Genomic DNA, 22583 nt, shown 5'->3' with positions numbered 1-22583 from the left:
CCGCGCCCTACAGCAAAGGCGCAGACACAAATGCGCGCGGGCGCGGACCCGGTAGGTGACAGTCCAGCCCACACACGGAGGGCCAGGGCTCACGCGCCTTCTTACACGGCGAGAAAGATCACTCGTGCGCGCCCACACCATGATGCCCTGGTCGCCATACTTGGGGCGCGGCTCGCGTTCTAAAGGCAATGCCGTGACCAGCGGTGCCAGCCACTCCTCGTTCGCCCAGGCGAGTTCCTCCAGGGCAGTGCGGAGCGCCTCAGTGACCAGCTCCACGCGGTTCAACTTCCGCACCGCGCCACATGAGTGGAGTCGGTACGCAACCGCCCATGCCGCTTGACCAGGCCCGCCGCGGCCAAGCGGTTGCTCGCCCTGGCTATCCGCACCGTCCATCGGTGAAACGGGGGCGGTCGTCCCCGACCTCGGCGAGCACCCGGGCGCCGAGCTGGACGACGAGGCCGGGGAAGGACAGGTAGATGTCAGCGTCCGGGTGCTGAGGGAACACCTCCTCCACCGCCTTCGCGAGCCGGTCGGCGGCGGTGCAGGCGGCCTCCAGCTGGATCAGCAGGGCCAGCATCTGCTCGCCGAGGGCATCCTCCACGAGCGGAGGCTGGTGGGCCCACTAGGCGCGGAAGACCTCTTGCAACCGGTCGGCGTCCGCCTCGATGCCGCGCCGGCGTCCGGCCTGCTTGAGGGCGGCTTGGGGCTGTGTGCGGGTCAGGCGGGCCGCGCGAGTTGGGGTTGGAGCAGCTTTGAGCAGGGCGTGAGCCTCGGGACGGCACAGGCCGTTCTTCCATGGCTCGACCGCGGCCAGGGCGGCGGGGTAGTACTCGCGCAGCAGCGAGCGGAGCTGGTTGGCGATGGTCTGACGGTTCCAGGTGGCGTCCTGCTACGCCCGGGCCAGGACGGCGATGGCGCGGGCGAGGTCGGTGTCCTCGGGCAGAGGCCGGTGGGCATGCATGTCCGTGCGCAGGATGTTCGAAAGCACGAGGGCATCGACGGGGTCGGACTTCTTGCGCGAGACGGAGTGGCGGTCGCGGTAGCGGGCGGCGACCATCGGATTGATCGCGTAGACCTTCCGCCGGCCGGTGCGCAGGACGGCGACCAGCAGGCCCCGGGAGGTCTCGATCGCGACCGGGATGGGGTTGTCCTCGGTGTCCCCGTGCTCGGCGAGCAGGTCCAGCAGGGCCCTGTAGCCGGCCGCGTCGTCGGTGATGTGCCCTTTGGCGACCAGCGTTCCGGTGTCGTCAACCAGCGCCACGTCGTGTGTCTTCTCCGCCCAGTCGATGCCGCAGTAGATCAAAGTCCCTCCCGGCACTGCCTGTACGTTTGCGCTGGTCACGAGCTCGTGCGGAACCACGCAGCGGCCTAATCCCAGGACTCGGCCCTCGGGACCGGTCCGCCACCTCAGCAGCTGTTCCTGGCACCAGCGCACCCCACGGGCCTCGGTCTCTGCGGGAGCTCGAAGATCGGCTCGGGCGTACCAAGAGGTCACCGCGCGATGGGCTCGTACCACCAACACCAACGAGTGACCAGGATGATGGTGTTGACGGTGGTGGTGGCCGCGAGGGCACCAGACGTCGCACGGTCTACAGCTAGGCGTCGAGGCCCGGAGACGTGCAGGCGTCCGTCCGCCGCCCATGCGGCCGCCACCACCATCAGAGCCGGGACCGCCCACCGATGCACGGATTAGGGTTCGGGAGCCTGGATCAAGACCAGACGCCACGGTCCCGCCATTGACGAACGGCTTGTCCGTGTTCCCAATATGGCAGACCGTTCTTACCCACGGATTAGGAGACGTGGAACTTCCTGCCGATCAGCGTGGCCACCCTCGCCGCGGTCCACACCTGGTCCTCCACCCATCCATGTGCGGCCGGACCCTGCTCCAGATACGTGGCCAGCTTCTCCAGACAGCGCGGGGACAGACGGCATCGCGATCCGCTCGGGCCACGGGAGGCCAGAGCCTCATGACCGCCGTCCCGCCACCACTGGTGCCACTGGTAAGCCGACTTCCGGCTCACCCGCAGCCGGCGTGCCACCTCCGACGGCTTGATCTTCTGCTCGAACAACGTGGCCGCCTGCAGCCGTATCGTCTCCCGGCGCCGTCGTCCCGCGGCGGTCAGCCCGCCCCCCTCCGTATACCTCACGCCACATGGAATACAGGCACCGCACGGGCACCTTAGGGACTTCACGAATGCTCACCCTGACGAGCCGAAGTCAGTATCCCGAACGCCTCGGCAAGGTGGGAGCCCCGAGGTCAGGCCCTTCGCGGTCAACGAGAGCACCCTCTCGTCCAACGCACCGGTGCGGCGGGCGCGCACGGGCAGCAGCCGGGGCCGGAAGGGGCGCAGCCGGTCCCCGCCCATCAGCCGCAGCGCGTCCCTGCGGACCTTCTCGGCCGCGAGCGCGGCCGAGCTCCTCCAGCGGCTCGCTGGACGATCGTTCTCGGACACTGGCATCGACTTCACATCGGCATCCTTGCCACTGCCACCGGCCACGGCAGCCGACGCGCAGCCCGCCGCGTCGATCAAGTGATCCGTCGTCGTACTCATCAGCTGACTTCTTCGGGGCAGGACATGCCCCATGCATGACACTCACTTGTCATGTGCCGCATCCGCGGCGGCCGTGGTGCCGGTGCGATGAAGGGCGACGTAAAGGATCTCAGGGATGTTCGTCGAGGGCGTGAAGTTTGTTTCGCATCTCCTCCGCGTCTGGATGGTCCAACTCCTCGAAGAGGGTGAGGGCCTGTTGCCAGCTGGTGCGTGCCGCGTCTGGTTCGTCGGTCTCCTGGTGGAGGTCGCCGAGATGGCGGAGGGTGTGTCCCTCGCCCCAGCGGTTGCCGGAATCCCGGTGGGCTTCGATTGCCTGGTAGTAGGTTTCGATCGCGTTGTCGGGATGGCCCAGCCGTTGGTGGACCATGCCCAGAACGTCGAGGGTGACGCCCTCCACCCAGCGGTCACCGATGGCCTGCAGGACGGTCAATGCCTTCTGCAGATGGGTCAGGGCTTCGTCGAAGCGGCCCAGCCGCTGGTAGGCATCGCCCAGGTTGGCCAGGCTGATGCCCTCGCTCCAGGTGTCGCCGGTGTCCCGGATGACGACCAGCGCCTTGCGGGTGCACTCGATCGACTCGGTGAGCTGGTTGGTCTGCAGGTACAGGTTGCCCAGGTTTCCCAAGGTCATCGCCCCGCCGACCGGGTCGTTGACCTCTTGGTACAGGGTCATCGACTGGGTGTAGTACTCGATGGCCTCGTCATAGTGGCTCACGATCGTCAGCGCGCTGGCCAGATTGTAGAGAGCCCAGGCCTGGACTGTGATGTCGTGGCCGGCTCGGGCGGCGGTGAGACTGATCCGGGCTGCGTCGAGCCAGTCGTGGAGGTGACTGCGGAGGTAGTAGAAGCCCGACAGCGTACGGGCCAGTCGCCACGCGACGGCGTGCCGTCCCGTCGCGGCGGCCTGGTGGATCGCGGACAAGAGGTTGGCTCGTTCGCTGTCGCACCATTTCAGGGCCTGGTCGTAGGTGCGGAAGCGCAGTGGTTCACAGCCGGGGGGCACCGGATCGAGGGGTACCCGTCGTCGGTTCGGTGTCAGGTGTGGGTAGGTGGCGTCGGCGGTGTGCAGGTACCAGGCCAGGAGCCGGTCGACGGCCCGGTCCCGGTCGGGCTGGCTGTCTTGTTCGAGGACGCGTTCGTGGGCGTGGACGCGTAGCAGGTCGTGGAGGGTGTAGCGGCCAGGCCGGTGTTCCATGAGGAGGTGGGCGTGGGTGAGTTCGCTCAGCAGGCGGCGGGTTGGGCGCAGGGGGAGGCCGGCCAGGGCAGCTGCGGCGGGTGCGGAGATGTCGGGGCCGTGGTGCAGGCCCAGAAGGCGGAAGAGCCGTGCGGCAGGGGTCGACAGTGCCTGGTGGGACCAGGAGAAGACGGCCTGCAGGTCGCTGCTGAGGTCACCGCCGGTGAAGGCGTCGAGGCTGTCCGCGCTCTCGCTTAGTTCCTTGGCGATCGCACTGAGCGGAAACTCCGGGTGCGTAGCGGCGCGGGCGGCGACGATGGACAGGGCCAGCGGCAGCTGCCCGCAGCGTGCGGTGACCTCCTCAGCGGCGCGTGGTTCGGCGGTCAGGCGTGCTTCGCCCAGGCGGCGGGCAAGGAGGCCGTGGGCCTCGGTGACGGCCAGCGGCCGTAAAGGCAGCGGATGCGCTCCGTGGCCGGTGACCAGGCCGGTGAGGGAGTTGCGGCTGGTGACGATGGCCATACAGCCGGCGGCACCGGGCAGCAGCGGGCGGACGTGCTCGCTGTCACGGGCATTGTCCAGCAGGATCAGCATGCGCCGGTCGGCCAGCAGACTGCGATACAGCCCCGTCTGGGCGTCGAGGTCGGCGGGAATGCGGTGGGGGGAGACGCCGAGTGCGTCGAGGAAGACGCGCACGGCCTCCTCGGGCGCTGCGATCGTGTCAGCCGGGTCGAAGCCGCGCAGGTTGATATACAGCTGTCCGTCGGGAAACCGGTGGGCGATCTCGTGGGCCCAGTGCACTGCCAGGGCGGTCTTGCCGACACCGGCCATGCCGGCGATGGCATGGATCACCACGGTGGCCGGACGGCCGCCGTCCTCGGGTAACAGGGAACGCAGCTTCTCCAGTTCCCGGATGCGGCCGGCAAAGGCCGTTATTTTGGGAGGGAGCTGAGCGGGCGTGACGGAGTGCTCGGCGACCGGCGCGGTCTGTGGCGTGGGGTCGGTGCCGGCGAGCGCTGGTGCGCCGGGTTTCAGCGACGGGTCGGCCGTCAGGATGCGGTCGTGCAGATCCTGGAGTTCCGGGCCGGGCTCCACACCCAATTCGGTCACCAGGTCGCGTCGGGTGGCGCGGTATGCGGCGAGTGCCTCGGCCTGCCGCCCGGACCGGTACAGCGCCAGCATCAGTAGCCGGCACAGTCGCTCCCGCAGCGGATGCTCGCCCACCAGCGCGGCGAGTTCGGGTACCACGTTGTGGTGGTGGCCGAGCCGGATGTCGAGATCGAAACGGTTCTCCAGGGCCGCAAGCCGTACCTCCGAGAGCCTGACACGCTCGGCTTCGGCCAGCGGGCCCGGCACCCCCGCCAACGGTGTCCCCTCCCACCTGCCCAACGCCACGTGCAACAGTTCCCCGGCGGCGAACTCCTGACCGATGGCGCGCAGCCGTCTCGCCTCGGCGACCTGCTGCTCGAACACATCCAGATCCAGGCGCTCGGGGGGCAGTTCGGCCAGATAGCCGTCCGCGGTCGACACGATGATCTGAACCGACTCCTGTGCCGCACGCGACGGCTGGAGTGCCTTACGCAGCCGTGAGACGTACGTGCGCAGCACGGACACAGCCGCCGGCGGCGGATCCTCACCCCATACCGCATCGACGAGTTCGCTGACGCTGACAGACCGCCTACGCCGCAGTAACAACGCCGCCAACACCGCACGCTGCTGCGGCGACCCCAGATCCAACTCATGACCGCCACACCAGGCCCGGACAGGCCCCAGCACAGCAAAACGAACATCATCCACCACAGCTACCATCACTTTCTGTACGCGTGCTTTTGAACCTCCCCCGTTGCTTCCGATGCTTCCGCCCTACGCTGCCAGGGTCCGGTTTACCGCGCACAACAGCTTGTCGGCACGCACGGTCGACATTCGGATTCCTACTGCCTCACGAGCCTCTCTTGGTGCTGTACGGAGCTAGCGCAGAGGTGAACCTCTTTCTGCGACCATGTCGACGCCGTCCGGGGCGACATTGCGGATCTCGGAGGCCGGGTCGCCCTCGCGGTAGTTGATCACGTGGTGGGCTCCGGCGGCGGTGGCCAGCCTGGCTTTCCCCGGGCTGCTGACCGTGCTGATCTCGGAAGCGCCGGCCCACCGGGCGAGCTGGATCACCGCGTGCCCGACCGCTCTGGCCCCGCCCGCGGCGAGCACCACCTTCCCGTCGAGTGCCCCCGCCCAGGAGCCGGCGCGGCCCCTCCTCGGCGACGGTGAGGGCGCGGTGCGCGGTCAGCGCGGGCACTCCGAGTGCGGCGCTGACGTCGAAGCCGGCCTCGTCGGGCAACGGCACGGCCTGCCCGGCGGGCACGACGGTGTACTCGGCGGCGGCGCCGGTGGGCCGCCCGGCGGCTGCCATGAACAGCCAGACCCGCTGACCGACCCGGCTCTGGTCGATGCCCTCACCGACAGCGTCGATCATGCCGGCGCCTTCAAGGTGCGGGGTGACCTCGGAGAATTGCTTGGAATGGCCGGCGTCAGAGCGCGCCTGCCAGTCGGTCGGGTTGACCCCGGACACAGCGACCCGGACGCGAACCTCGCCGGCGCCGGGCGCCGGCTGGTCACGGTCGACGAGCTGGAGAACGTCGGGGGCACCGTCGTCGCGGTAGATGATGGCCTTCATGGTCCGTCCTTGGGGGCTGGTAGGGCGAGGTTTCCCGGCGCGTCCAGGCGGTCGTCCACGCTTGCCGGCGAGGGCTCGTGACCTGACACGCCGCTCGTGGCAGGCGTCCGCGCGGTGTCACTCCGTCCGGGGCGGTAGTGGGTTCCCTGTGCGACGGGCCAGTACGGCCGCCTGTGCGCGGCTCTGGCATCCGGTTTTCGCCAATACGCGGCTGACGTGCGTCTTCACCGTGTGCAGGCTGACCACGAGCCGGACGGCGATCTCCGCGTTGCTCAGCCCGTCGCCCACCAGGCGCAGCACGTCGCGTTCCCGTGGTGTCAGGTCGGCCAGCCGGTTCAGGTCGCCGTTGTCCGGCCGCTGCCGGGTGGCGAGGTGGCTCGCGATGATCCGCTGGGTGACCGCGGGACTGAGCGCGCTGTGCCCGGCGGCCGTGGCGCGTACCGCGGCGGTGAGTTCTTCGTAGGAGCTGTTCTTCAGCAGGAATCCCACGGCGCCTGCGGCGAGCGCCTGGTCGACGTACTCGTCGAGGTCGAACGTGGTCAGCATGAGCGCCTGGGTGTGGCGGGGGCCCAGCATGCCCCGCCGGGCCAGTTCGGCCAGCGTCCACAGCCCGTCCCTGCGCGGCATGCGGATGTCCAGCATCAGCACGTCGGGTTTCAGCCGGACGCACACCTCGACGGCCTCCTCGCCGTCCCCGGCCGTGCCGACCACGGTGATGTCCTCCTGGCTGTCCAGTATCACGGCCAGGCCGTCGCGGATGATCCGCTCGTCGTCGACGACGAGCACGGTGATCGGCTCAGACACCGGCGGCGTCCCGTGTCATGGGGCTCACTGGCAGCGTGGCCACCACCTGGAAGCCGCCCTCGCCGGTCGGTCCGGCGCTGAGCTCGCCGCCCAACGCGTCGACCCGCTCGCGCATGCTGACCAGTCCCAGGCCGGTGCCCCAGCCGGCCGGGACGGGCCCCGCCGGCCGGGGGTTGACCACTTCGCAGCGTAGCCGCCCAGCCTCCTCGGCGACGGTGACTCGGACCGGCGCGCCCGGTGCGTGGCGGCGCGCGTTGGTGAGCGACTCCTGCACGATGCGGTAGACGGTGAGCTGTACCGGGCGTGGCAGGGCGTCCGCCTCCGCCTCGATCCGCGCGTCCACGCGCGCGCCCGCGGCCCGGCTGCGGTCCAGCAGGTCGGGCAGATCACCGAGACCGGGCATCGGTTGCAGCGGCGCCGCGTCGTCGGGACCGCGCAGCACCCGCAGCAGGTCCCGTAGTTCGCCGCCGGCCTGACGGCCCGCGAGGGCGAGACCGTCGGTCTCGGTGCGCGCCCACTCCGGCAGCTCGCCGCCGCGAGCGCGCAGGGTTTCCGCGCGCACCACGAGCAGGGTGAGCGAGTGCGCGACCACGTCGTGCATCTCGCGGGCGATCCGCACCCGTTCCTGCTGCGCGGCCTGCTGTTCACGCAACTGCTGTTCGCCCAGTACGTCCTCGACGCGCCGCTCGGTCGCCGCGAGGTTCGCGCGGTGGACGCGGGCGGCGAACCCGGTGGCCCAGGCCAACGGCATCGGGGCGAGGACGGCGAACACATCCGAAGAGCCCTGGTAGTCCGCCGAGAAGGTGGTCGTGTGGTTGATCCACATCCCGACGGCGACCATCGCGCCACCGCCGAGCACGGCCAGCCAGGTGCGCGGCCGGCTCGTGCAGTAGCTGCCCACGCTGTGGAGGGCGACGGCGAGCGACAGGTAGACCAGCAGGGACAGCCGCACACCCACGGCGGCGCCCCAGACGACCCCCGTCACCAGGGCGCTGGTGATCACCAGGAACACGGCCACCGGCAGCCTGCGCCGCAGCGGCAGGGCGACCGCGACCACCACCTCGCAGCCGGCCAGCACCCACCAGGCCCGCGTCGACGCATCCGTGCTGGGCTGCATCAGCAACGGCGCGCACAGCGTCAGTACGACAAGCCCGGCGTCGACACCCCGGGGGCGCCATCCGGAACGCCACCAGCTGGAGTACTCCCTCACGCGTCCGACCCTAGCGGCGATCTCTCGCGGCATCGTCAATTCCCTTAATCGGAGCCGATTTTCGCGGTGGCGGCACGGAGCCGTACCGGCACCGCGTGCTGTTCGCGGCGCAGGGGCCGTGGCGTCCACCAGTTCCACTCGCCGAGCATGATCATCGCGGCGGGCAGGACCACGGCCCGGATGATCGTGGCGTCCAGCAGGATCGCCGCGGCGAGTCCGACTCCGAGCTGCTTCATGTCCAGGGTGGTCAGGGTGCCGAAGATGGAGAAGACGGCGACCATGACCACGGCCGCGCTGGTCACGGTGCCGGCCGAGGTCGTGATACCGCGCGCGACCGCCTGCCGGTTCGGCATTCCGTCGCGGACCGCCTCCTCGATCCGGCTCACGACGAAGACGTGGTAGTCCATCGACAGCCCGAAGAGCACCACGAACAGGAACAGCGGCAGCCATGTCACGATCCCGCCGTTGGACCGGAAGCCCAACAGGCTCTCGGCCCAGTGGTGTTGGAAGACCAGCGTCAGCAGCCCGTACGAGGCCGCCGCGGACAGCGAGTTCAGCGCGATCGCGGTGAGGGCGATGACCGGTGCCCGGAAGGTGGCCAGCAGCACGGCGAGGGTGAGCACGAGCACGAATGCGATCGCCCAGGGCATGGCGTCGGCCACGGCGGAGCTGAAGTCGGCGTTCATCGCGATCCAGCCGCCGACCGCGTACTGCGCGTCCGGCAGCCCGGACAGCGCCGCCGGGACCAGTCGCTGCCGTATGCCCTCCAGTGCCCGGGTCGCCTTGTCGCTGCCCGCCGTGTACGGCACGCCCACGTCGAGCACGGACACCGTGCGGTCCGCCGAGGTCCGTAGCCGTGGCTGCCGGTCGTGCGCGAACAGCGGGTCTCGCTGGGTGCGTTCGCCCAGTGCGGTGAGCGCCTGTCGCGCCCGGGCCGACTCCCCGGCCGGGGTGCGGACCGCGATCTGGAAGGAGGAGCCGGTGCTCGGGAAGGCGTCGGCGAGCCGGTCGTAGCTCTGCATGATGGGGATCGAGCGGGGCAGGTCCGCGTCGTCGGTCAGTTTGAGGGTCATGCCCAGCGCCGGGGCGGCGAGCGCCAGCAGTCCGGTGACGGCGAGCGCGAGGGTGGCCTTCGGGCGCCGTACAGCGGGCCGCAGCACCGCCGGCCAGAAGCGGCCTTCGCCCTCCTGCCGGGCGGCCAGCCGCCACACCAGCGGGACGCGCGGCCGGTCGAGGCGGCGTCCGAGCCTGGACAGCAGCGCGGGCAGCACCGTGACCGAGCCGAGCACCGCTACGGCGACCACCAGGATCGCGCCGGTCGCCAGCGAGTGGAATGTAGAGCCGTCCACGATGAACAGGCCGCACATGGAGACCGTGACCGCCAGGCCGGAGACGACGACCGCGTGCCCGGAGGTGGCCGCCGCGATCTCGACCGCGTCCACGCCGCTGTGGCCCTTCGCCCGCTCTTCGCGTTCCCGCCGCAGGTAGAACAAGGAGTAGTCGACCCCGACCGCCATCCCGATCAGCAGGATGACGCTGTCCAGCACGTCGGTGGCCGGCACGAGGTGCGAGGCCAGGGCGGACAGCCCGATCGCCGCCCCGACCGACGACAGTGCCAGCAGCACCGGGACACCGGCGGCGACCAGCGCGCCGAAGGCCACCAGCAGGATCACCAACGTGACCGGGAGACTGATGAGTTCAGCCTTGTGGAAGTCGCCCTGGATACGGCCGTTCAGGGCCTTGTCCATCGTGGCGTCGCCGACCTCCTCGACTCGCAGCCCCGGGTAGCTCTTCGCGACGGTTGCCGTCGCGTCCAGGAGCGGTTGGACGCGCTCTCCGGCGTCGTCGACCGACCCCTCCATCTCCGCCTGGACGAGCAGCGCCGCTCCGTTCGGCGCGAGGACGGCCGACTGGACCTGCGCCACCGCGGGCAGTGCCTTGAGGCGTGCGGTGATGTCGGCGGCGGCACGCCGGGCGATCGTCTCGTCCAGGGCGTCGGACCGGGCACTGATCAGGATGTTCTCCATCGCCGGGTCGGAGAACCGGCCGCTGTCCACGATCTCGGCCGCGCGGCGCGACTCCCCCGACGAGAAGTCCGCGTCGGCCGTCCTCGTGCCGGCTGCACCGCCCACCGCGACACAGACCGCGACGAACAGCACCCAGCCGACGATCGCCCGCCACGGGTGTGTCGCGCTCCACCGCGCGATCCGCACTGTCACCATCGGGCGTTTCGCTCTGGGTATCGGGTGTTCCATTGTGGTCGTCCGACGCTCCATGATCGCCTCCTCTTCTGGTTGGTGTGAGTCGGCGTCAGCTGGAGTCGGCCGAAAGGGACTTGCCGAGCATGGTGCAGACCGCGGCGTCGACCACCTTCTGATCCGCGGCGCCCACACCCTCGGCGCGCATCCCGAACAGCGTCGTGGCCACCACGGTGACCGAGCGCTTCCCGGTCTCGTCCGTGTAGTTCTGGCTGGAGTAGCCGGGAACCCCGCCGGTGTGCCCCCACACCGGTCCACACGGGCTGAGGTACCTCTCGATGCCGAGCCCGTACCGCGCGCTGTCCGGGTCACCGGGCGTCTCCACCACGGTCGTCTTCATCTCGGCGAGCTGCGCGGGCGGCAGCAGCTTGCCGGACGCCAGCGCCCGCAGGAACCGCTGCTCGTCGGCCGCCGTGGACACGATGGCGCCGGCGGCCCACGCCCAGTCGGGGTTGAGCGAGGTCACCAGCACATGCTCGCCCCGGGCGGGGCCGGCGAACGCGGTGCCCTTGGGCGCCTCCGGTGGCAGCAGCGGCGCCAGGTGCTCGGCATCCGGCTCGTAGCCATCGGCCAGCTTGTCGCCGTCCCGGGACGCCCCGCTGGTGGCCAGGTAGGTGTCGTGCAGGCCGAGCGGCCGGATGATCCGACGCTGCAGCAGCGTTGCCAGGTCCTGGCCGGTCGCCTTCTCCAACACCAGGCCCAGTGCCGCATAGTTGGTGTTGCTGTAGGCGTACTCGGCGCCCGGTGTGAACAGCGGCGGGTACTGCGCGGAGACCGCCAGCAACTCCTCCGGCGTCACCGAGGACGTGTCCGCACCGGTCACTCGGGCGAGGATGCCGGGATCGTTGATGTAGTCGAACAGGCCGCTGGTGTGGTTCAACAGCATCTTCAGCGTGATGTTCCCGCCGCCGGGCACCAGGCCCGGCAGCCACTTCTCCACCCGGTCCTGCAGCGACACCTTGTGCTCGGCGACCAGCTGCAGCACCAGCAGGCCGACCATGGTCTTGATGTTCGACCCCATCCGGAACTGATCGTCGGCGGACAGCTTGTGGTCGGGCCTGGTCCACCCGGCCTGCCGCGCGAGCGAGATCGTCTTCCTGCCGTCGTTCACCCGAACCACCACCCCGGGCGCGCCCGCGTCGACTTCCTTCTGCATCAGCGCGGACAGCCGCCGCGCCGCGGCGTCCTCTCCGGCCGGTCGGCCGGCCAGCCGGCTGCTGTCGACGCCCCGCGGCGCGGAGTCGTTCAGCGCGACCGCGTCCGGCGTGACGCAGGCGAGGGCCGCCAGCGCGGTCAGAGCGGCGGACACGGCCGAGCAGGCACGTCGGGAGGGCATGCGCTTTCCGGCGAATCGGCGACCCATCGTTTCCTCCTGAGGTTGATTTCCCTTGCGGCGCAACAGCCGCGCGGACACCATTCAGCCAGGACGGCCGCACAAGATCGTCACTCGTTGGCGGGCGATTTCCGCACCGCCGTCACTCCCCCGGACGACGGCATCCAGCGCCGGTGTCACTCCAAGGAATGACCTCTTTCGGCGAGACGCTGGTCAGACCGCGGATTCACCAGGCGCAGAAGGCGGCCAGGGCCACGGCGAGGCCGGGTACAGGGGCATGGCGATCTGGAGTGCGGCGAAGGCCGCGAGGATGATGGCCATGGCGGTGACAGTGCGGCGGATGAGGATCGCGAGGGTGACGCCAAGGAGGAAGGCGAAGGCGGCGTAGTGGAAGCGGCCGGCGAGCCCAAGCCCATACGCCTCCGGATGCAACAGCCACAGACGATCCGGCTGGCCCCCACCACCTTGCGCTGATCTCGGACGTACCGACGGCCCAGTGGGCGCCGGCACGTCCATGATCAGCCCAGCAGGCCCCGGTTACTTGCCCTTGGCGAACTGGTCGACGCGGCCAACAGACAGGTCCAGGAGTGCCGCGACCTGGTGAGGCCAGGGTCTCCCGGAGTTCGAGTACGGCCCGTTGCCGGACGGCCTTGGTCCGGGTGAGGGGCTCGGCGATCGCCTCGGGCAAGGCCGTCTGCAGGTCGCGGGCGATCGCGAGGCCCGGTCACGCGACCAGGCGCAGCCAGGCCGCCGCGAGTGCGGCGTGACCGGCCGGCGTCGGGTGTACGCCGTCCGCGGCCCAATACTCCGGCCCGGTCGTCACAGCGAGTTCGGCGAACATGTCGTCGGCGTCGAGCAGATGCGCACCGTACTTGCGGGCGAGCTTGCGCACGGCCTGGATCTTCGGGTCCAGGTCGGTGCGCCATTGCTTTCGCTCTTCCTCTCCAATGAGTGCGTATCCGGCCCCGGCCTCGACGACGCCGCGGATCGGCAGGAGGAACGGTTCGATGAGGATCAGCTTCGTACCCGCCTCGGCGAGGGGAGCGAGCAGCCGGTCATAACCCGCTTCGAACTCCTCCGCGGGAACACATACCCCTTCGGGTCCAGCGTGTGCCAGCCCATGTCGTTGACCCCGACGAGGATCGACACCACGTCCGGGTGTGCGTCGAGTACGTCTGTCTGCCAGCGGGCTTCGAGGTCCATCACCTTGTGGCCGCCAATTCCGGTGTTCAGCCAGGTCACGGGACGGTCCGGGCGCCGGAGTCCCCACTCACCCGCGACGCGCAGCGGGTAGCCGAACCCGAGGCCGTCTTCGCTCGCCAGCCGTTGGCAGTCGGTGATCGAATCGCCGGTGAACATCACGGTGCTTCCCGGTCGGACAGTGATCGTCATGTGCGCTCCTTGAGTTCGGGTGAAGAGAGGACAGCGGAAACCCGTAGTCAGATGGGCGCCCGCGGCAAGACCTCTCGAAAGGTGTCAGACCCCGCCGACATCAGGCCGACATCGGACCGACAGCCCCCGATATGCCGCCGACACCACGGCTCCGACGCCCGATCACCCCTGGTCAAAGCACCGATCAGCCAGGAGGAGGAGCTTTACAGGTCTCAACCCCGGGGACCTTCTCGTCCCGCCCCGCGGATGCCGCCGCTGCCCAGGGAGGGGAGGAAGCGTCTTAAGAGCGTCCGAGAACCTGAATGGACGGTCGTTTCGTCTCCCTGATCGTGAAAGGGAGGGCAGACCTCGACGAGGCAGAACTCGTGCGTCGCGTCGCCGGTGGTGACCGGGCAGCGTTCGACGAGCTGTGTCGGCGTACTTCGCCCTGGTTGGCGGTGCGGCTCCACCGCCGCTGCGTCGGCGACGACGTCGTCGCCGACGTACTCCAGGAGACCTACCTGGCGGTCTGGCGTGCGGCCGGCAGCTATGCGGGCTCCGTGACCGAGGGCAGTGCGGTCGGCTGGCTCTGGACGATCGCCGCGAACCGTCTCGTCGACGCGTTCCGCCGACGTGCCCGGCAGGAGCGGGTGCCGACGGTTGCCCTGCTCGAGACGACCGCGCCGGCCGCCGAGGACGAGGTGATGGCGAACCGCGTCGACCAGAACTTCGAACAGGCGCTGCTGCGGCTGCCACCGGAGTTACGGCAGGCGCTGCAGGCGATGGTGCTCGATGACCTGTCGGTCCGTCAGACGGCGGTGCTGCTCGGTGTGCCGGAGGGCACGGTGAAAACCCGCGCGCGGCGGGCTCGGATCGCGTTGCGGGAGGCGCTGTCATGACTCATCCCACCGACACGATCCTGGCCCGTTACGCGGACGGCGGGCACGGACTCGACGACGCCGCGCTCTGGTCGATCGAGGTCCATCTCGACGCGTGCGCCCGCTGCCGTGAGTCACTGGCCGCCAAGGCCACCCCTGCCACGACGGATCTGCTCGACCGTGTCGCCGTCTCGCTCGGCCAGGCGATCGAAGCGAGCCCGTCGCCGACCCGGCAATGCACACCAGCAGCGGCCGTGCACCGGCGCTGGCTCGCGTGGACGCTGCTGCCCTGGCTCGCGGTGACCGTCGCGGTGCTGGGCTGTGGCCTACTCCTGGACTCCGCTGAGCCGAGCCTGCCGTCGCTCGTGCTGCTGCTGGCCCCGGTGGCTCCGCTGCCCGGCGTCGCGGTGGCCTGGAGCCGGCGGATCGACCCCGCCTGGGAACTGATCGCCACCACACCGGCAGCCGGCCTGGCCATGGTGCTGCGGCGGACGCTCGCGGTGCTCGTCGTCGTGCTTCCGGCATTGCTGGTGGCGGGTGTGAGCACCGGAACCTCGCTGGCCCTCACCCTGCTGCCGTGCCTGGCGTTCACGGGGGCCACCCTCGTGCTCGGCGCCCTCATCGGCGTACGGCGCGCGGCGATCGGACTCGCGGTGGTCTGGTCCGCAGCAGTCCTGCTGCCGAGTGTGGCGGCCCAGTCCCTGTCCCCGGTACTGCAGCCAGGCAGCACCGCCGACTGGGTGGCGGTCACCGTGGCCCTTGCCGCGATCACACCACTCGCCGCCACGCACTTCCGCCGCCTGACCAGTGGTAACTGACCCCCCATCAACAGGACCAACAGGAGAGACCCATGCGAGCGGTGCGTGCTGCCGAAACGGCTCCCACCCTTGATCCCTGGCTCGTCCACGCAAAAGAACTGCGTGTCCGGGCCGGCCGGCACCTGGCGGTCGACGGACTCGACTTGACGCTGACTGCCGGCGTGCACGGCGTGCTCGGCCCGAACGGCGCCGGCAAGACCACGCTGATGCGCGCGCTGTCCACCGTCGTCAAGCCCGCCAGCGGCTCATTGACGCTGCTCGGCACGCAGGTGGACGGCCGTGCCGACCTGCGCGAGGTGCGTCGCAAACTGGGCTATCTGCCGCAGCAGTTCGGCTTCTACCCGCGGTTCACCGTCCGCGAGTTCGTCGCGTACATGGCCTGGCTCAAGGAAATGCCCAAAACCGCGATACCCGACGCAATACAACGCGCGATCGATCGGGTGGGTCTCACCACCAAGGCCGACGCCAGGATGAAGACGCTGTCCGGCGGCATGCTGCGCCGGGCCGGCATCGCCCAGGCCATCGTGAACGACCCCGAACTGCTACTGCTCGACGAGCCCACCGTCGGACTCGACCCCGAACAACGTCTCGACTTCCGCGACCTGCTGCGTGACCTCGGCACCGACAGCTGTGTACTGGTCTCCACCCACCTCGTCGAGGACGTCGTCGCTGCCTGCACCGACGTCATCCTCATGAACGAAGGCCGACTCCTCTTCCAGGGCACCCCCGACGACCTGATCGCCCGCGGTGGGCAGGGCGACGCGGGCGACAGCCCGGCAGAGCGCGGCTACTCCGCACTCCTGCGCCGGCACCGGAGCAACGCATGAACCGCATCCTCGGCATCGAGCTCCGGCGCTCGGCCGCCCTCGGCGCCGCGCTCCTGATCGCCGTCGCCGGCACGATCGTCCTCCACGCCACCGCGGGGCGATGGTCCACGGGGTGGATGGCGCTGGCCATGACGCAGCGCGAATACCTCGCGGTTCTCTCGCCCCTTGCGATGGCCGCCGGCGCCTGGCAGTCCTATCGCGAGCACCGGGCGAACGTCGCCGAACTGCTCGCCACCGTGCCCCGCCCGAGACCGCAGCGCATGGTGCCGATCCTGGCCACGACGGCCCTGGCGGTGCTCGTCGCCTACCTCGTCACGCTCCTAGCGGCGGCACCACGGATCGCCGACACGGCGCGCTACCTGCCGCCGGCCGCGTTCTTCGTCGTGGCCGTCGGGCTGGTCGCGATGATCGCCTCGGTCTGGCTCGGGTTGGCCGTCGGACGCCTGGTGCCGGCGCTCGCCACCGCACCCGCGCTGGCCGTGATCGGCTTCGCGCTACTGATCCTCGCGCCCCACACCCTTCCGGACGGCGGATTCACGGCGGCGTTCTCCCCGGCCATGGGGATGAGCATGTTCAGCGACTACGACACCGTCGACAGCCAAGTCAGCGCCGCCCAGGCACTCTGGATGGCCGCGGTCGCGGTGGCCGGCGTCGTGCTCTTCGCCGTCCAAAACCGTAAGTTCGCGTTCGCCGCACTGCTGCCGCTGGCCATCGGGGCCACGGCCACGGCCCTGGTGGTGCCGACCGGCGACGCCTACGACCAAGGGACGCTCGACCCGGTCGCCCAGGAACTGGTGTGCACCGACGACACCCCGCGGGTCTGCGTCAGCCGGGCGCACGAAGGGTTGCTGCCCGAACCTGGCCAATACACGTCAGCCGCGTTCGCGCAGGTCTGCGACGGTTTCGGGATCCGCAGGAGCATGGGCCGGGTCGGCTCGAGCTACGACAACGCCCTCGCCGAGTCGTTCTGGCAGGGACTCAAGGGAGAGACGATGCACCAGAGGATGTTCTCGACGGTGCGACAGGCGAGGCTGGAGATCTTCCAGTGGCTCTCCTACTACAACGCCCGACGGCGCCACAGCGCCCTCAACTACCTCTCGCCAGCCGAGTTCGAACAGCAACAGCGGCGAGCACGTAAACTCACACTCGCAGCATGAACCCCCGTGTCCACACTCCGGAGGACGCCTCACTCACGGCGAACGCGCCTTCGCCCAGCTCAAGACCTGGCGGTTGCTACGGCGAGCACGCTGTTCCGCCCGCCGCATCGGCATAGCAGTTCAAGCCGTCCACACCCTGATGACCTGCACGTATTCAGGATGAAATCTGAAATCAAGCAACTCGACTCCACCCAACTCGGGGCAGTCCGCGCCCTCTACCGAACCCCGAGTGGTCCACCCCGCGCCGTCAAACGTGGATGTCCGCAACGGCCACGCTGAGAGCGCCAGCAGGCGAGCCAGCAGGATCACGTGGCAGATGTGACGACCGATCCGTATCTCCACGAACCGCCATCTGAAATTGAACCGTTCTCCTTCCCCTACCGTTATGGCTGCAGGCAGGCGCGTGAGCCGTCGGTCAAGGTGTTGTCCGCCCTGTCCCTGTCCGGGTGTGAGCCGCGCGGGCCGGAAGCCCCCTCGCTGGCAAGGGCAGGGACCGACGAATCTCGTCGGCATGTTAACGATCGGACCCAGACGGTGTCCGTTGAGCAAGGGATAGGTTTTACGTGACGGTCATTTCGATAAGGCAGCTCGGGGACCCGGTTCTGCGAGAGCCGGCCAAGCCGGTAGTTGACTTCGATGGCGAGCTGCGCAGATTGGTTGGCGACCTGCGCGAGACACTCCAGGACAGCCAGGGGGCCGGACTTGCCGCGCCTCAGCTCGGTGTAGGGCTCCGAGTGTTCGTCTGGAATCCCAAGCTGTCCGAGGGCGATCTGGACCATCTAGTCAATCCCGTCGTGAACTTTCCGGACGAGGAGGAGCAGGACGGTATGGAGGGGTGCCTGTCCATCCCCGGCCTCTACCTGGACACCAAACGTCGGATGAACGTCGTGGCGAAGGGCTTTACGGTGAAGGGCGACCCGGTCCAGGTCGTCGGCGGCGGGTTTTTGGCCCGCTGCATCCAGCATGAGACTGACCACTTGGACGGTGTGCTGTTCATCGACAGGCTGACGCCTGAGCAGCAGGAGCGGTGGATGTCTACGCTTCGAGCCGCCGAATGGTTCGACGAGAACACCATGGCAAAGGTCAAGCAGTCACCGCACCATCACTGACCTTTGCGGCTTGATGTCGCTGGGGGCTGACGATGTGTGACCGTCGCGGTATGTCAGTTGTGTGAGATATGCCCAAGGTGGTGGCCTGGCGCCTGAACGGCAGGCGTTTCGCGAGCGGATCCGGCTCGAGGCCGCGGAGCGGGTTGCTGCGGGTGCCTCCAACGCCGAGGCCGCCAAGGACTTACGGGTGAGGTGCGCTCGGTGCAGCGATGGTGCCGGGCTTAGCGCGACGCCAGCATCGAGAGGCTGCGGTCTGCCGGGCCCCTCCCACGGACCAAGCTGAGCGAGGCCCTGTTCACCGTGCTCGAGCAGGAGTTCGCCAGAGAGCCGGTCGCACACGGTTGGCCGGACCAGACGTGGACGTCGGCGCGGATCAAGACGCTGATCGGGCGCCGGTTCCACAAGAGCATGACGCTGTCGGCGATCGCGCGGATGCTGCACCGGCACGGGTTCAGCCACCAGGTCCCGGCCCGTCGAGCGGTCGAGCGCGACGAGGATGCTGTGGCGGGCTGGGTGAAGGAGACCTGGCCGCAGGTGGAAGGTCCGTGTCGGCGCTCGACGCCTGGCTGTGCGCGGCTGGTCAACCCCCCGGTTCGAGCTGCGCTTCACCCCGACCGGCTCCTCCTGGATCAACCAGGTCGAGCGGTGGTTCGGCTACCTCACCCATCAGATGATCCGCCGCTGCGCCCACAAGAACATCCAGGCCCTGGAAACCGACATCCGGGCTGGGTCAAAAACTGGAACGAAGGCCCCAAGCCGTTCATCTAGACGACTCCCTCGCCCCCTCTGCCGACGACGGATCTCTGGCGCAGGACACTAGCCCACCTTCCTGATCGGCCGGTCAGGTTGGGTCAGCAACTGGTCAACGAGGTCCCGGCACGCTGGCGGAACGTCTGCACCGCTGCTGAAAGGCACTGTCGCCAATGTCCGTTGCTGAACGTGGCCCCGCCGTCACCCGGGCGGTTGCCCCTCCCGTACCCGCCCGTCGCCCCTCATCGAGCCCCGCCAAAACCATTGTCGTCATCGCGCCCTTGTCGCTGACCATCGCTCTGGGGCTCTGGGGTATCCGCAGGAAGAACACCATGTGGGGGGACGAGGCCGTCACCTATCAGCTCGCGCACCGCGATCTTTCGCAGATATGGCACACCGCACAGCATGTTGATCTGGTCCATGCCCTCTACTACGCCGTGATGCATGAGATCTTCGGTCTCTTCGGCGCAGGGTTGCTGACATTGCGGCTGCCGTCTGTGCTGGCCATGTCCGTGGCGGCGAGCGGAGTCGGGCTTCTGGGGCTATGCCTGGCGGGGCCCCGTGCCGGGCTGCTGGCCGGGCTGGTGTTTCCGCTTCTTCCCCAGGTACAGAAGTACGCGCAGGAAGGCCGCTCGTACGCGATGGTCTGTGCCCTGGTCACCTGGGCCACCTACGCGCTCGTGGTCAGCGTCCCGCATCGCGCCCGGTGGCGGTGGGCGGTCTACGGCTCCACCATGCTGCTGGCCTGTCTGCTCCATGAGTTCGCGGTCCTCGCCCTGGTTGCACATGGCGTCACACTGGCCATCTCCCGTGTTCCGCGACCGGTGCTGAAGGCGTGGAGTGTGGCTGCCGCGAGCGTGACGGGCGCACTGTTGCCACTGGCGATCTGCAGTGCGAAGCAGTCGGAGCAGGTGTCCTGGATCGGCGAACCGGTGCGGCTTCGCTATTTCCTGGTTGCGGCCCTCGTGGGCGTGGCGTGTGCCCAAGCGCCCCTGGGGGCGCGAGGGCCCCTGCGGCCTTCCGCGTTGGCTGTGCCGATCCTTGTGCTTCCAGGCCTTCTGCTGCTGATCACCTCACTGGTCAAGCCCCTTTTCGTCGACCGGTATGTGCTCTACAGCAACATCGGAATCGCCTTGCTGTTGGGCGCCTGGATGGACTACTTCCATCAGCGGCAGCGGTCGTCCCGAAGCGCGTGGATCGCGGCGGTCGCTGTACTGGGCACGCTCGTCCAGCCAAGTCTTGCACTCAGGACGCCCCAGAGCCGGAGCAATAACGCGACCGCCCTCGGCGCCGCCGTACGCAGGGAAGGCCGCCCGGGCGACGGACTGCTCTACCTCACCGGCCAGACCCGGACCTTGACCGCCGCCAACCCCGAGGACACCCGTTCTCTGACAGATCTCGCCCTGGCACAGGATCCCGTATCGTCGAACACACTTGCAGGTGTCGAGCTTCCCGCCCGGGACATAGCAGCACGCATGCTGGACTTCGACCGGATCATCGCTGTCCGCGCGGTGGGCGTGAACTCGCCGACCAACCCGCAGGAAGAAGCGAAAACAAACACCCTGCGGCGCTACTTCCGTCAGTGCGGAACAACGCATGTCAACGGGGCGCGAGTCACCGTCTATGTCCGGGACAACGTCCCGCCTCCGAAGGGGCCTTGACCCAAGGCCGGGTAACGTATTTGCGCTGGTGGCAAGCCAGTTGAGGTGGCTCGGGCACCGGACGGGAATGTGAGCAACGGAGCCCCGTTGAAGCAGGTAGTCCGCCAAGACTGTATGCAGCCTGTGGAGCTCCGTTGCCTGTACGTCATTGTGCCCTGCCGCTGGTCTGATGACCGTCTCCCGCCTGTTCACGGTGGCCGCGGGGCGATTTGCTCCCGGTCATCTCGGTGAGCTGACCCGCATCGTGCCGTTCGAGCTCGTCGATGCGGTTCTCGAGGAAACCCGCACGGTGTAGCGTCGGTTACGGGTCCTGCCCTCACGAGTCGGGGTCCACTTCCTGCTGGCGGCGTGTCTGTTTCCGGAGGTCGGATACGCGCTGGTCTGGCACAAGCTCACCGCAGCTCTGGCCGGCTTGACGGGGCTGAAGGTGGTCCGGCCGACCGCGAAGGCCCTGCGTGACCTGCGCCGGCGCATCGGCACCCGTCCGATGCGGCGCCTGTTCGAGAGCTCGGCCACGATCTCCGCGCACCGGCCCGCGCTGACACTGCCGACCTGGTCGACGTCGATGATCTCTTCGGGCATGGCATCCACCACCCACTACAGGCCGGAGCGCGGCCCCACGGCCGCGGCGAGACCCGTCCCGCTTCCCGACCGAGAGTCAGACCGCAAATACGGTGATCACAACGAATGACCGCAATTGGGCAGACTCTGAACGGAGTTGGAATTCGGATGCGTTCGCGGTGCGGTCAGTGAACCGTTTTCATCCTGTCCTGCAGGGGTGAAGGTGCAGGTCGGCGGGGCGGGGTGACGAGACGAGGCTCCTGGTCGTTGCGGTGGTGTTCTCTACGCACCACGCCTCGTCCGAGGAGCCTCGCTTGGTCCCGTATCGTGCCACGGTCGATGTCCCGTATGAGCTGGTTGAGCATGTGTCCTGGCTCATCTATGCCCGAAGGTGTGAACGCCGCTCGCGATGGCGCAAGCTGGGCTGTTTCAAGCAGGCCCTGCTGGCGCTGGTGGCTCGCGGCGGGGTTCGGTGTCTCCACAGCGACCGCGTGGCGGTACGTGCACGAAACTCTTGAGATCCTGGCCTCCTGGCCTCCTGGGCGCCCGGCCTGCACGAGGCCCTCGTCGGCTTGGGCGAAGGGGACTTCGTCATCGTCGACGGCACGCTCATCCCCATCGACCGCGTCGCCGCGGATGAGCCGTATTACTCCCAGAAACACAAGCAGCACGGCATGAACATCCAGGTCATCGCACGTCCGGACGGCACCCCGCTGTAGTTCTCCCGCGCAATGCCGGGCCGCACACACGACCTGACCGCAGCCCGCGCGCACGGCATCGTCCAAGCCTGCCTCACAAGACAGATTCTCGTGCTGGCGGACCGCGCTTACCAGGGTGCCGGCGCCACCGTCCGCACCCCCTACTACCACCACCGCGAACAGCCCGCCCACTACCAGCAGTTCAACCGCGACCATGCCCGTCTCCGCGCTCCCGGCCAACGCGCCTTCGCCCAGCTCAAGACCTGGCGGTTGCTACGGCGAGCACGCTGTTCCACCCGCCGCATCGGCACAGCAGTTCAAGCCGTCCACACCGACCTGCACGTATTCAGGATGAAAACGGTTCACTGCCCACCATCAGCCCAACAAGCCGAAACGGCCCGCCAGTTGCACTGACGAGCCGTCACGAAATCCCGAGGCTAGGAATCAGTGAACCTCTTTCATCCCGGGGGCTGAGGAGTGAAACAGGCTGGTCAGGTGGGGTGACGTGGCGAAGCCCCTCGTCGTTGGTGTGGTGATCTCACTCAACACGCCGACGGCCGGGGGGCTTCGTTGGTTCCGTATCCTTCCACGCTCGACGTCCCGCACGAGCTGGTCGAGCATGTCTCCTGGCTCATCTACACCCGAAGGCGTGAACTTCGCTCGCCCTGGCGGAAGTTGAGCTGCTTCAAGCAAGCCCTGCTGACACTGGCCCACCTGCGGAAGAACGAGACGTTCGCACAGGTCGGCGCCGGGTTCGGGG

The 22583-nt window shown here is 68.8% G+C and carries 16 protein-coding genes and 9 pseudogenes; 12 read left to right on the top strand and 13 right to left on the bottom strand.

Translation table 11 applies throughout. From position 1 onward, the window contains the following. Positions 1 to 385: 385 nt before the first annotated feature. From ACFZDK_RS54360 to ACFZDK_RS54300, 13 genes and pseudogenes are all read right to left on the bottom strand, one after another. Positions 386 to 1303 (bottom strand): annotated as a pseudogene (locus ACFZDK_RS54360) (IS110 family transposase); the annotation flags it as partial. Positions 1304 to 1793: 490 nt separating this feature from the next. Then, positions 1794 to 2123: pseudogene (locus ACFZDK_RS54355) on the bottom strand (helix-turn-helix domain-containing protein); the annotation flags it as partial. 75 nt (positions 2124 to 2198) lie between these two features. Beyond that, a complete protein-coding gene (locus ACFZDK_RS54350; protein ID WP_390986496.1) occupies positions 2199 to 2552 on the bottom strand; it encodes a hypothetical protein in 354 nt (117 codons plus the stop codon). Positions 2553 to 2661: 109 nt separating this feature from the next. Then, on the bottom strand, positions 2662 to 5529 hold the full coding sequence (locus ACFZDK_RS54345) for a BTAD domain-containing putative transcriptional regulator (protein ID WP_390986493.1): 2868 nt from the start codon (positions 5527 to 5529) through the stop codon (positions 2662 to 2664). 159 nt (positions 5530 to 5688) lie between these two features. After that, complete coding sequence (locus tag ACFZDK_RS54340; protein WP_390986501.1) at positions 5689 to 5883, bottom strand: zinc-binding dehydrogenase; 195 nt, start codon at positions 5881 to 5883, stop codon at positions 5689 to 5691. 220 nt (positions 5884 to 6103) lie between these two features. Further along, positions 6104 to 6388: pseudogene (locus ACFZDK_RS54335) on the bottom strand (alcohol dehydrogenase catalytic domain-containing protein); the annotation flags it as partial. A gap of 117 nt (positions 6389 to 6505) precedes the next feature. Beyond that, complete coding sequence (locus ACFZDK_RS54330) at positions 6506 to 7192, bottom strand: response regulator (protein ID WP_390986490.1); 687 nt, start codon at positions 7190 to 7192, stop codon at positions 6506 to 6508. Further along, complete coding sequence (locus tag ACFZDK_RS54325; protein ID WP_390986488.1) at positions 7185 to 8402, bottom strand: histidine kinase; 1218 nt, start codon at positions 8400 to 8402, stop codon at positions 7185 to 7187. The genes ACFZDK_RS54330 and ACFZDK_RS54325 overlap by 8 nt, the downstream gene beginning before the upstream one ends. Before the next feature lie 44 nt (positions 8403 to 8446). After that, entirely contained in the window at positions 8447 to 10624 is a 2178-nt protein-coding gene (locus tag ACFZDK_RS54320; RefSeq protein ID WP_390986485.1) for an MMPL family transporter, read from the bottom strand. 88 nt (positions 10625 to 10712) lie between these two features. Next, on the bottom strand, positions 10713 to 11996 hold the full coding sequence (locus ACFZDK_RS54315) for a serine hydrolase (RefSeq protein WP_390986482.1): 1284 nt from the start codon (positions 11994 to 11996) through the stop codon (positions 10713 to 10715). 210 nt (positions 11997 to 12206) lie between these two features. Next, positions 12207 to 12425 carry a hypothetical protein gene (locus tag ACFZDK_RS54310; protein WP_390986480.1) on the bottom strand — a complete coding sequence of 73 codons (219 nt, stop codon included), beginning with the start codon at positions 12423 to 12425 and terminating at the stop codon, positions 12207 to 12209. A gap of 292 nt (positions 12426 to 12717) precedes the next feature. Further along, positions 12718 to 13044, bottom strand: coding sequence for a GDSL-type esterase/lipase family protein (locus ACFZDK_RS54305; RefSeq protein WP_390986498.1), 327 nt, complete (start codon positions 13042 to 13044; stop codon positions 12718 to 12720). Then, the gene (locus ACFZDK_RS54300) at positions 13008 to 13385 is read right to left on the bottom strand and encodes a GDSL-type esterase/lipase family protein (RefSeq protein ID WP_390986477.1); all 378 of its coding nucleotides are present in this window, start codon (positions 13383 to 13385) and stop codon (positions 13008 to 13010) included. The genes ACFZDK_RS54305 and ACFZDK_RS54300 overlap by 37 nt, the downstream gene beginning before the upstream one ends. Before the next feature lie 302 nt (positions 13386 to 13687). Here ACFZDK_RS54300 and ACFZDK_RS54295 point away from each other — a divergent pair, with 302 nt between their 5' ends. The 12 genes and pseudogenes from ACFZDK_RS54295 to ACFZDK_RS54240 all read left to right on the top strand — a co-directional run. Beyond that, positions 13688 to 14263 (top strand): sigma-70 family RNA polymerase sigma factor, encoded by a 576-nt coding sequence (locus ACFZDK_RS54295; protein WP_390986474.1) that lies wholly within the window; start codon positions 13688 to 13690, stop codon positions 14261 to 14263. Next, positions 14260 to 15060 (top strand): hypothetical protein, encoded by an 801-nt coding sequence (locus tag ACFZDK_RS54290; RefSeq protein WP_390986472.1) that lies wholly within the window; start codon positions 14260 to 14262, stop codon positions 15058 to 15060. Before ACFZDK_RS54295 ends, ACFZDK_RS54290 begins: the two co-directional genes overlap by 4 nt. 32 nt (positions 15061 to 15092) lie before the next feature. Next, on the top strand, positions 15093 to 15887 hold the full coding sequence (locus ACFZDK_RS54285; RefSeq protein ID WP_390986469.1) for an ATP-binding cassette domain-containing protein: 795 nt from the start codon (positions 15093 to 15095) through the stop codon (positions 15885 to 15887). An 863-nt stretch (positions 15888 to 16750) separates the two neighbouring features. After that, a pseudogene (locus ACFZDK_RS54280) lies at positions 16751 to 17044 on the top strand (transposase); the annotation flags it as partial. A gap of 40 nt (positions 17045 to 17084) precedes the next feature. Next, positions 17085 to 17207, top strand: a pseudogene (locus ACFZDK_RS54275) (IS5/IS1182 family transposase); the annotation flags it as partial. A gap of 400 nt (positions 17208 to 17607) precedes the next feature. Next, positions 17608 to 18153: a peptide deformylase gene (def, locus tag ACFZDK_RS54270; RefSeq protein WP_390986467.1), complete on the top strand. Its 546-nt coding sequence runs from the start codon at positions 17608 to 17610 to the stop codon at positions 18151 to 18153. 61 nt (positions 18154 to 18214) lie between these two features. Further along, positions 18215 to 18750: pseudogene (locus ACFZDK_RS54265) on the top strand (winged helix-turn-helix domain-containing protein); the annotation flags it as partial. 326 nt (positions 18751 to 19076) lie between these two features. Beyond that, on the top strand, positions 19077 to 20564 hold the full coding sequence (locus ACFZDK_RS54260) for a hypothetical protein (RefSeq protein ID WP_390986464.1): 1488 nt from the start codon (positions 19077 to 19079) through the stop codon (positions 20562 to 20564). Between the two features lie 169 nt (positions 20565 to 20733). Next, positions 20734 to 20859 carry a hypothetical protein gene (locus ACFZDK_RS54255; RefSeq protein ID WP_390986461.1) on the top strand — a complete coding sequence of 42 codons (126 nt, stop codon included), beginning with the start codon at positions 20734 to 20736 and terminating at the stop codon, positions 20857 to 20859. 12 nt (positions 20860 to 20871) lie between these two features. Continuing rightward, positions 20872 to 21255 (top strand): annotated as a pseudogene (locus ACFZDK_RS54250) (transposase domain-containing protein); the annotation flags it as partial. 184 nt (positions 21256 to 21439) lie between these two features. After that, positions 21440 to 22237 (top strand): annotated as a pseudogene (locus tag ACFZDK_RS54245) (transposase family protein). A 115-nt stretch (positions 22238 to 22352) separates the two neighbouring features. Further along, positions 22353 to 22583: pseudogene (locus tag ACFZDK_RS54240) on the top strand (transposase family protein); the annotation flags it as partial.

The sequence above is a fragment of the Streptomyces sp. NPDC007901 genome (genome assembly GCF_042959465.1).
Taxonomy (GTDB): domain Bacteria; phylum Actinomycetota; class Actinomycetes; order Streptomycetales; family Streptomycetaceae; genus Streptomyces.
The sequence above is the reverse complement of the archived record's forward strand: the minus strand, read 5'-3'. Positions and strand labels throughout refer to the sequence as shown.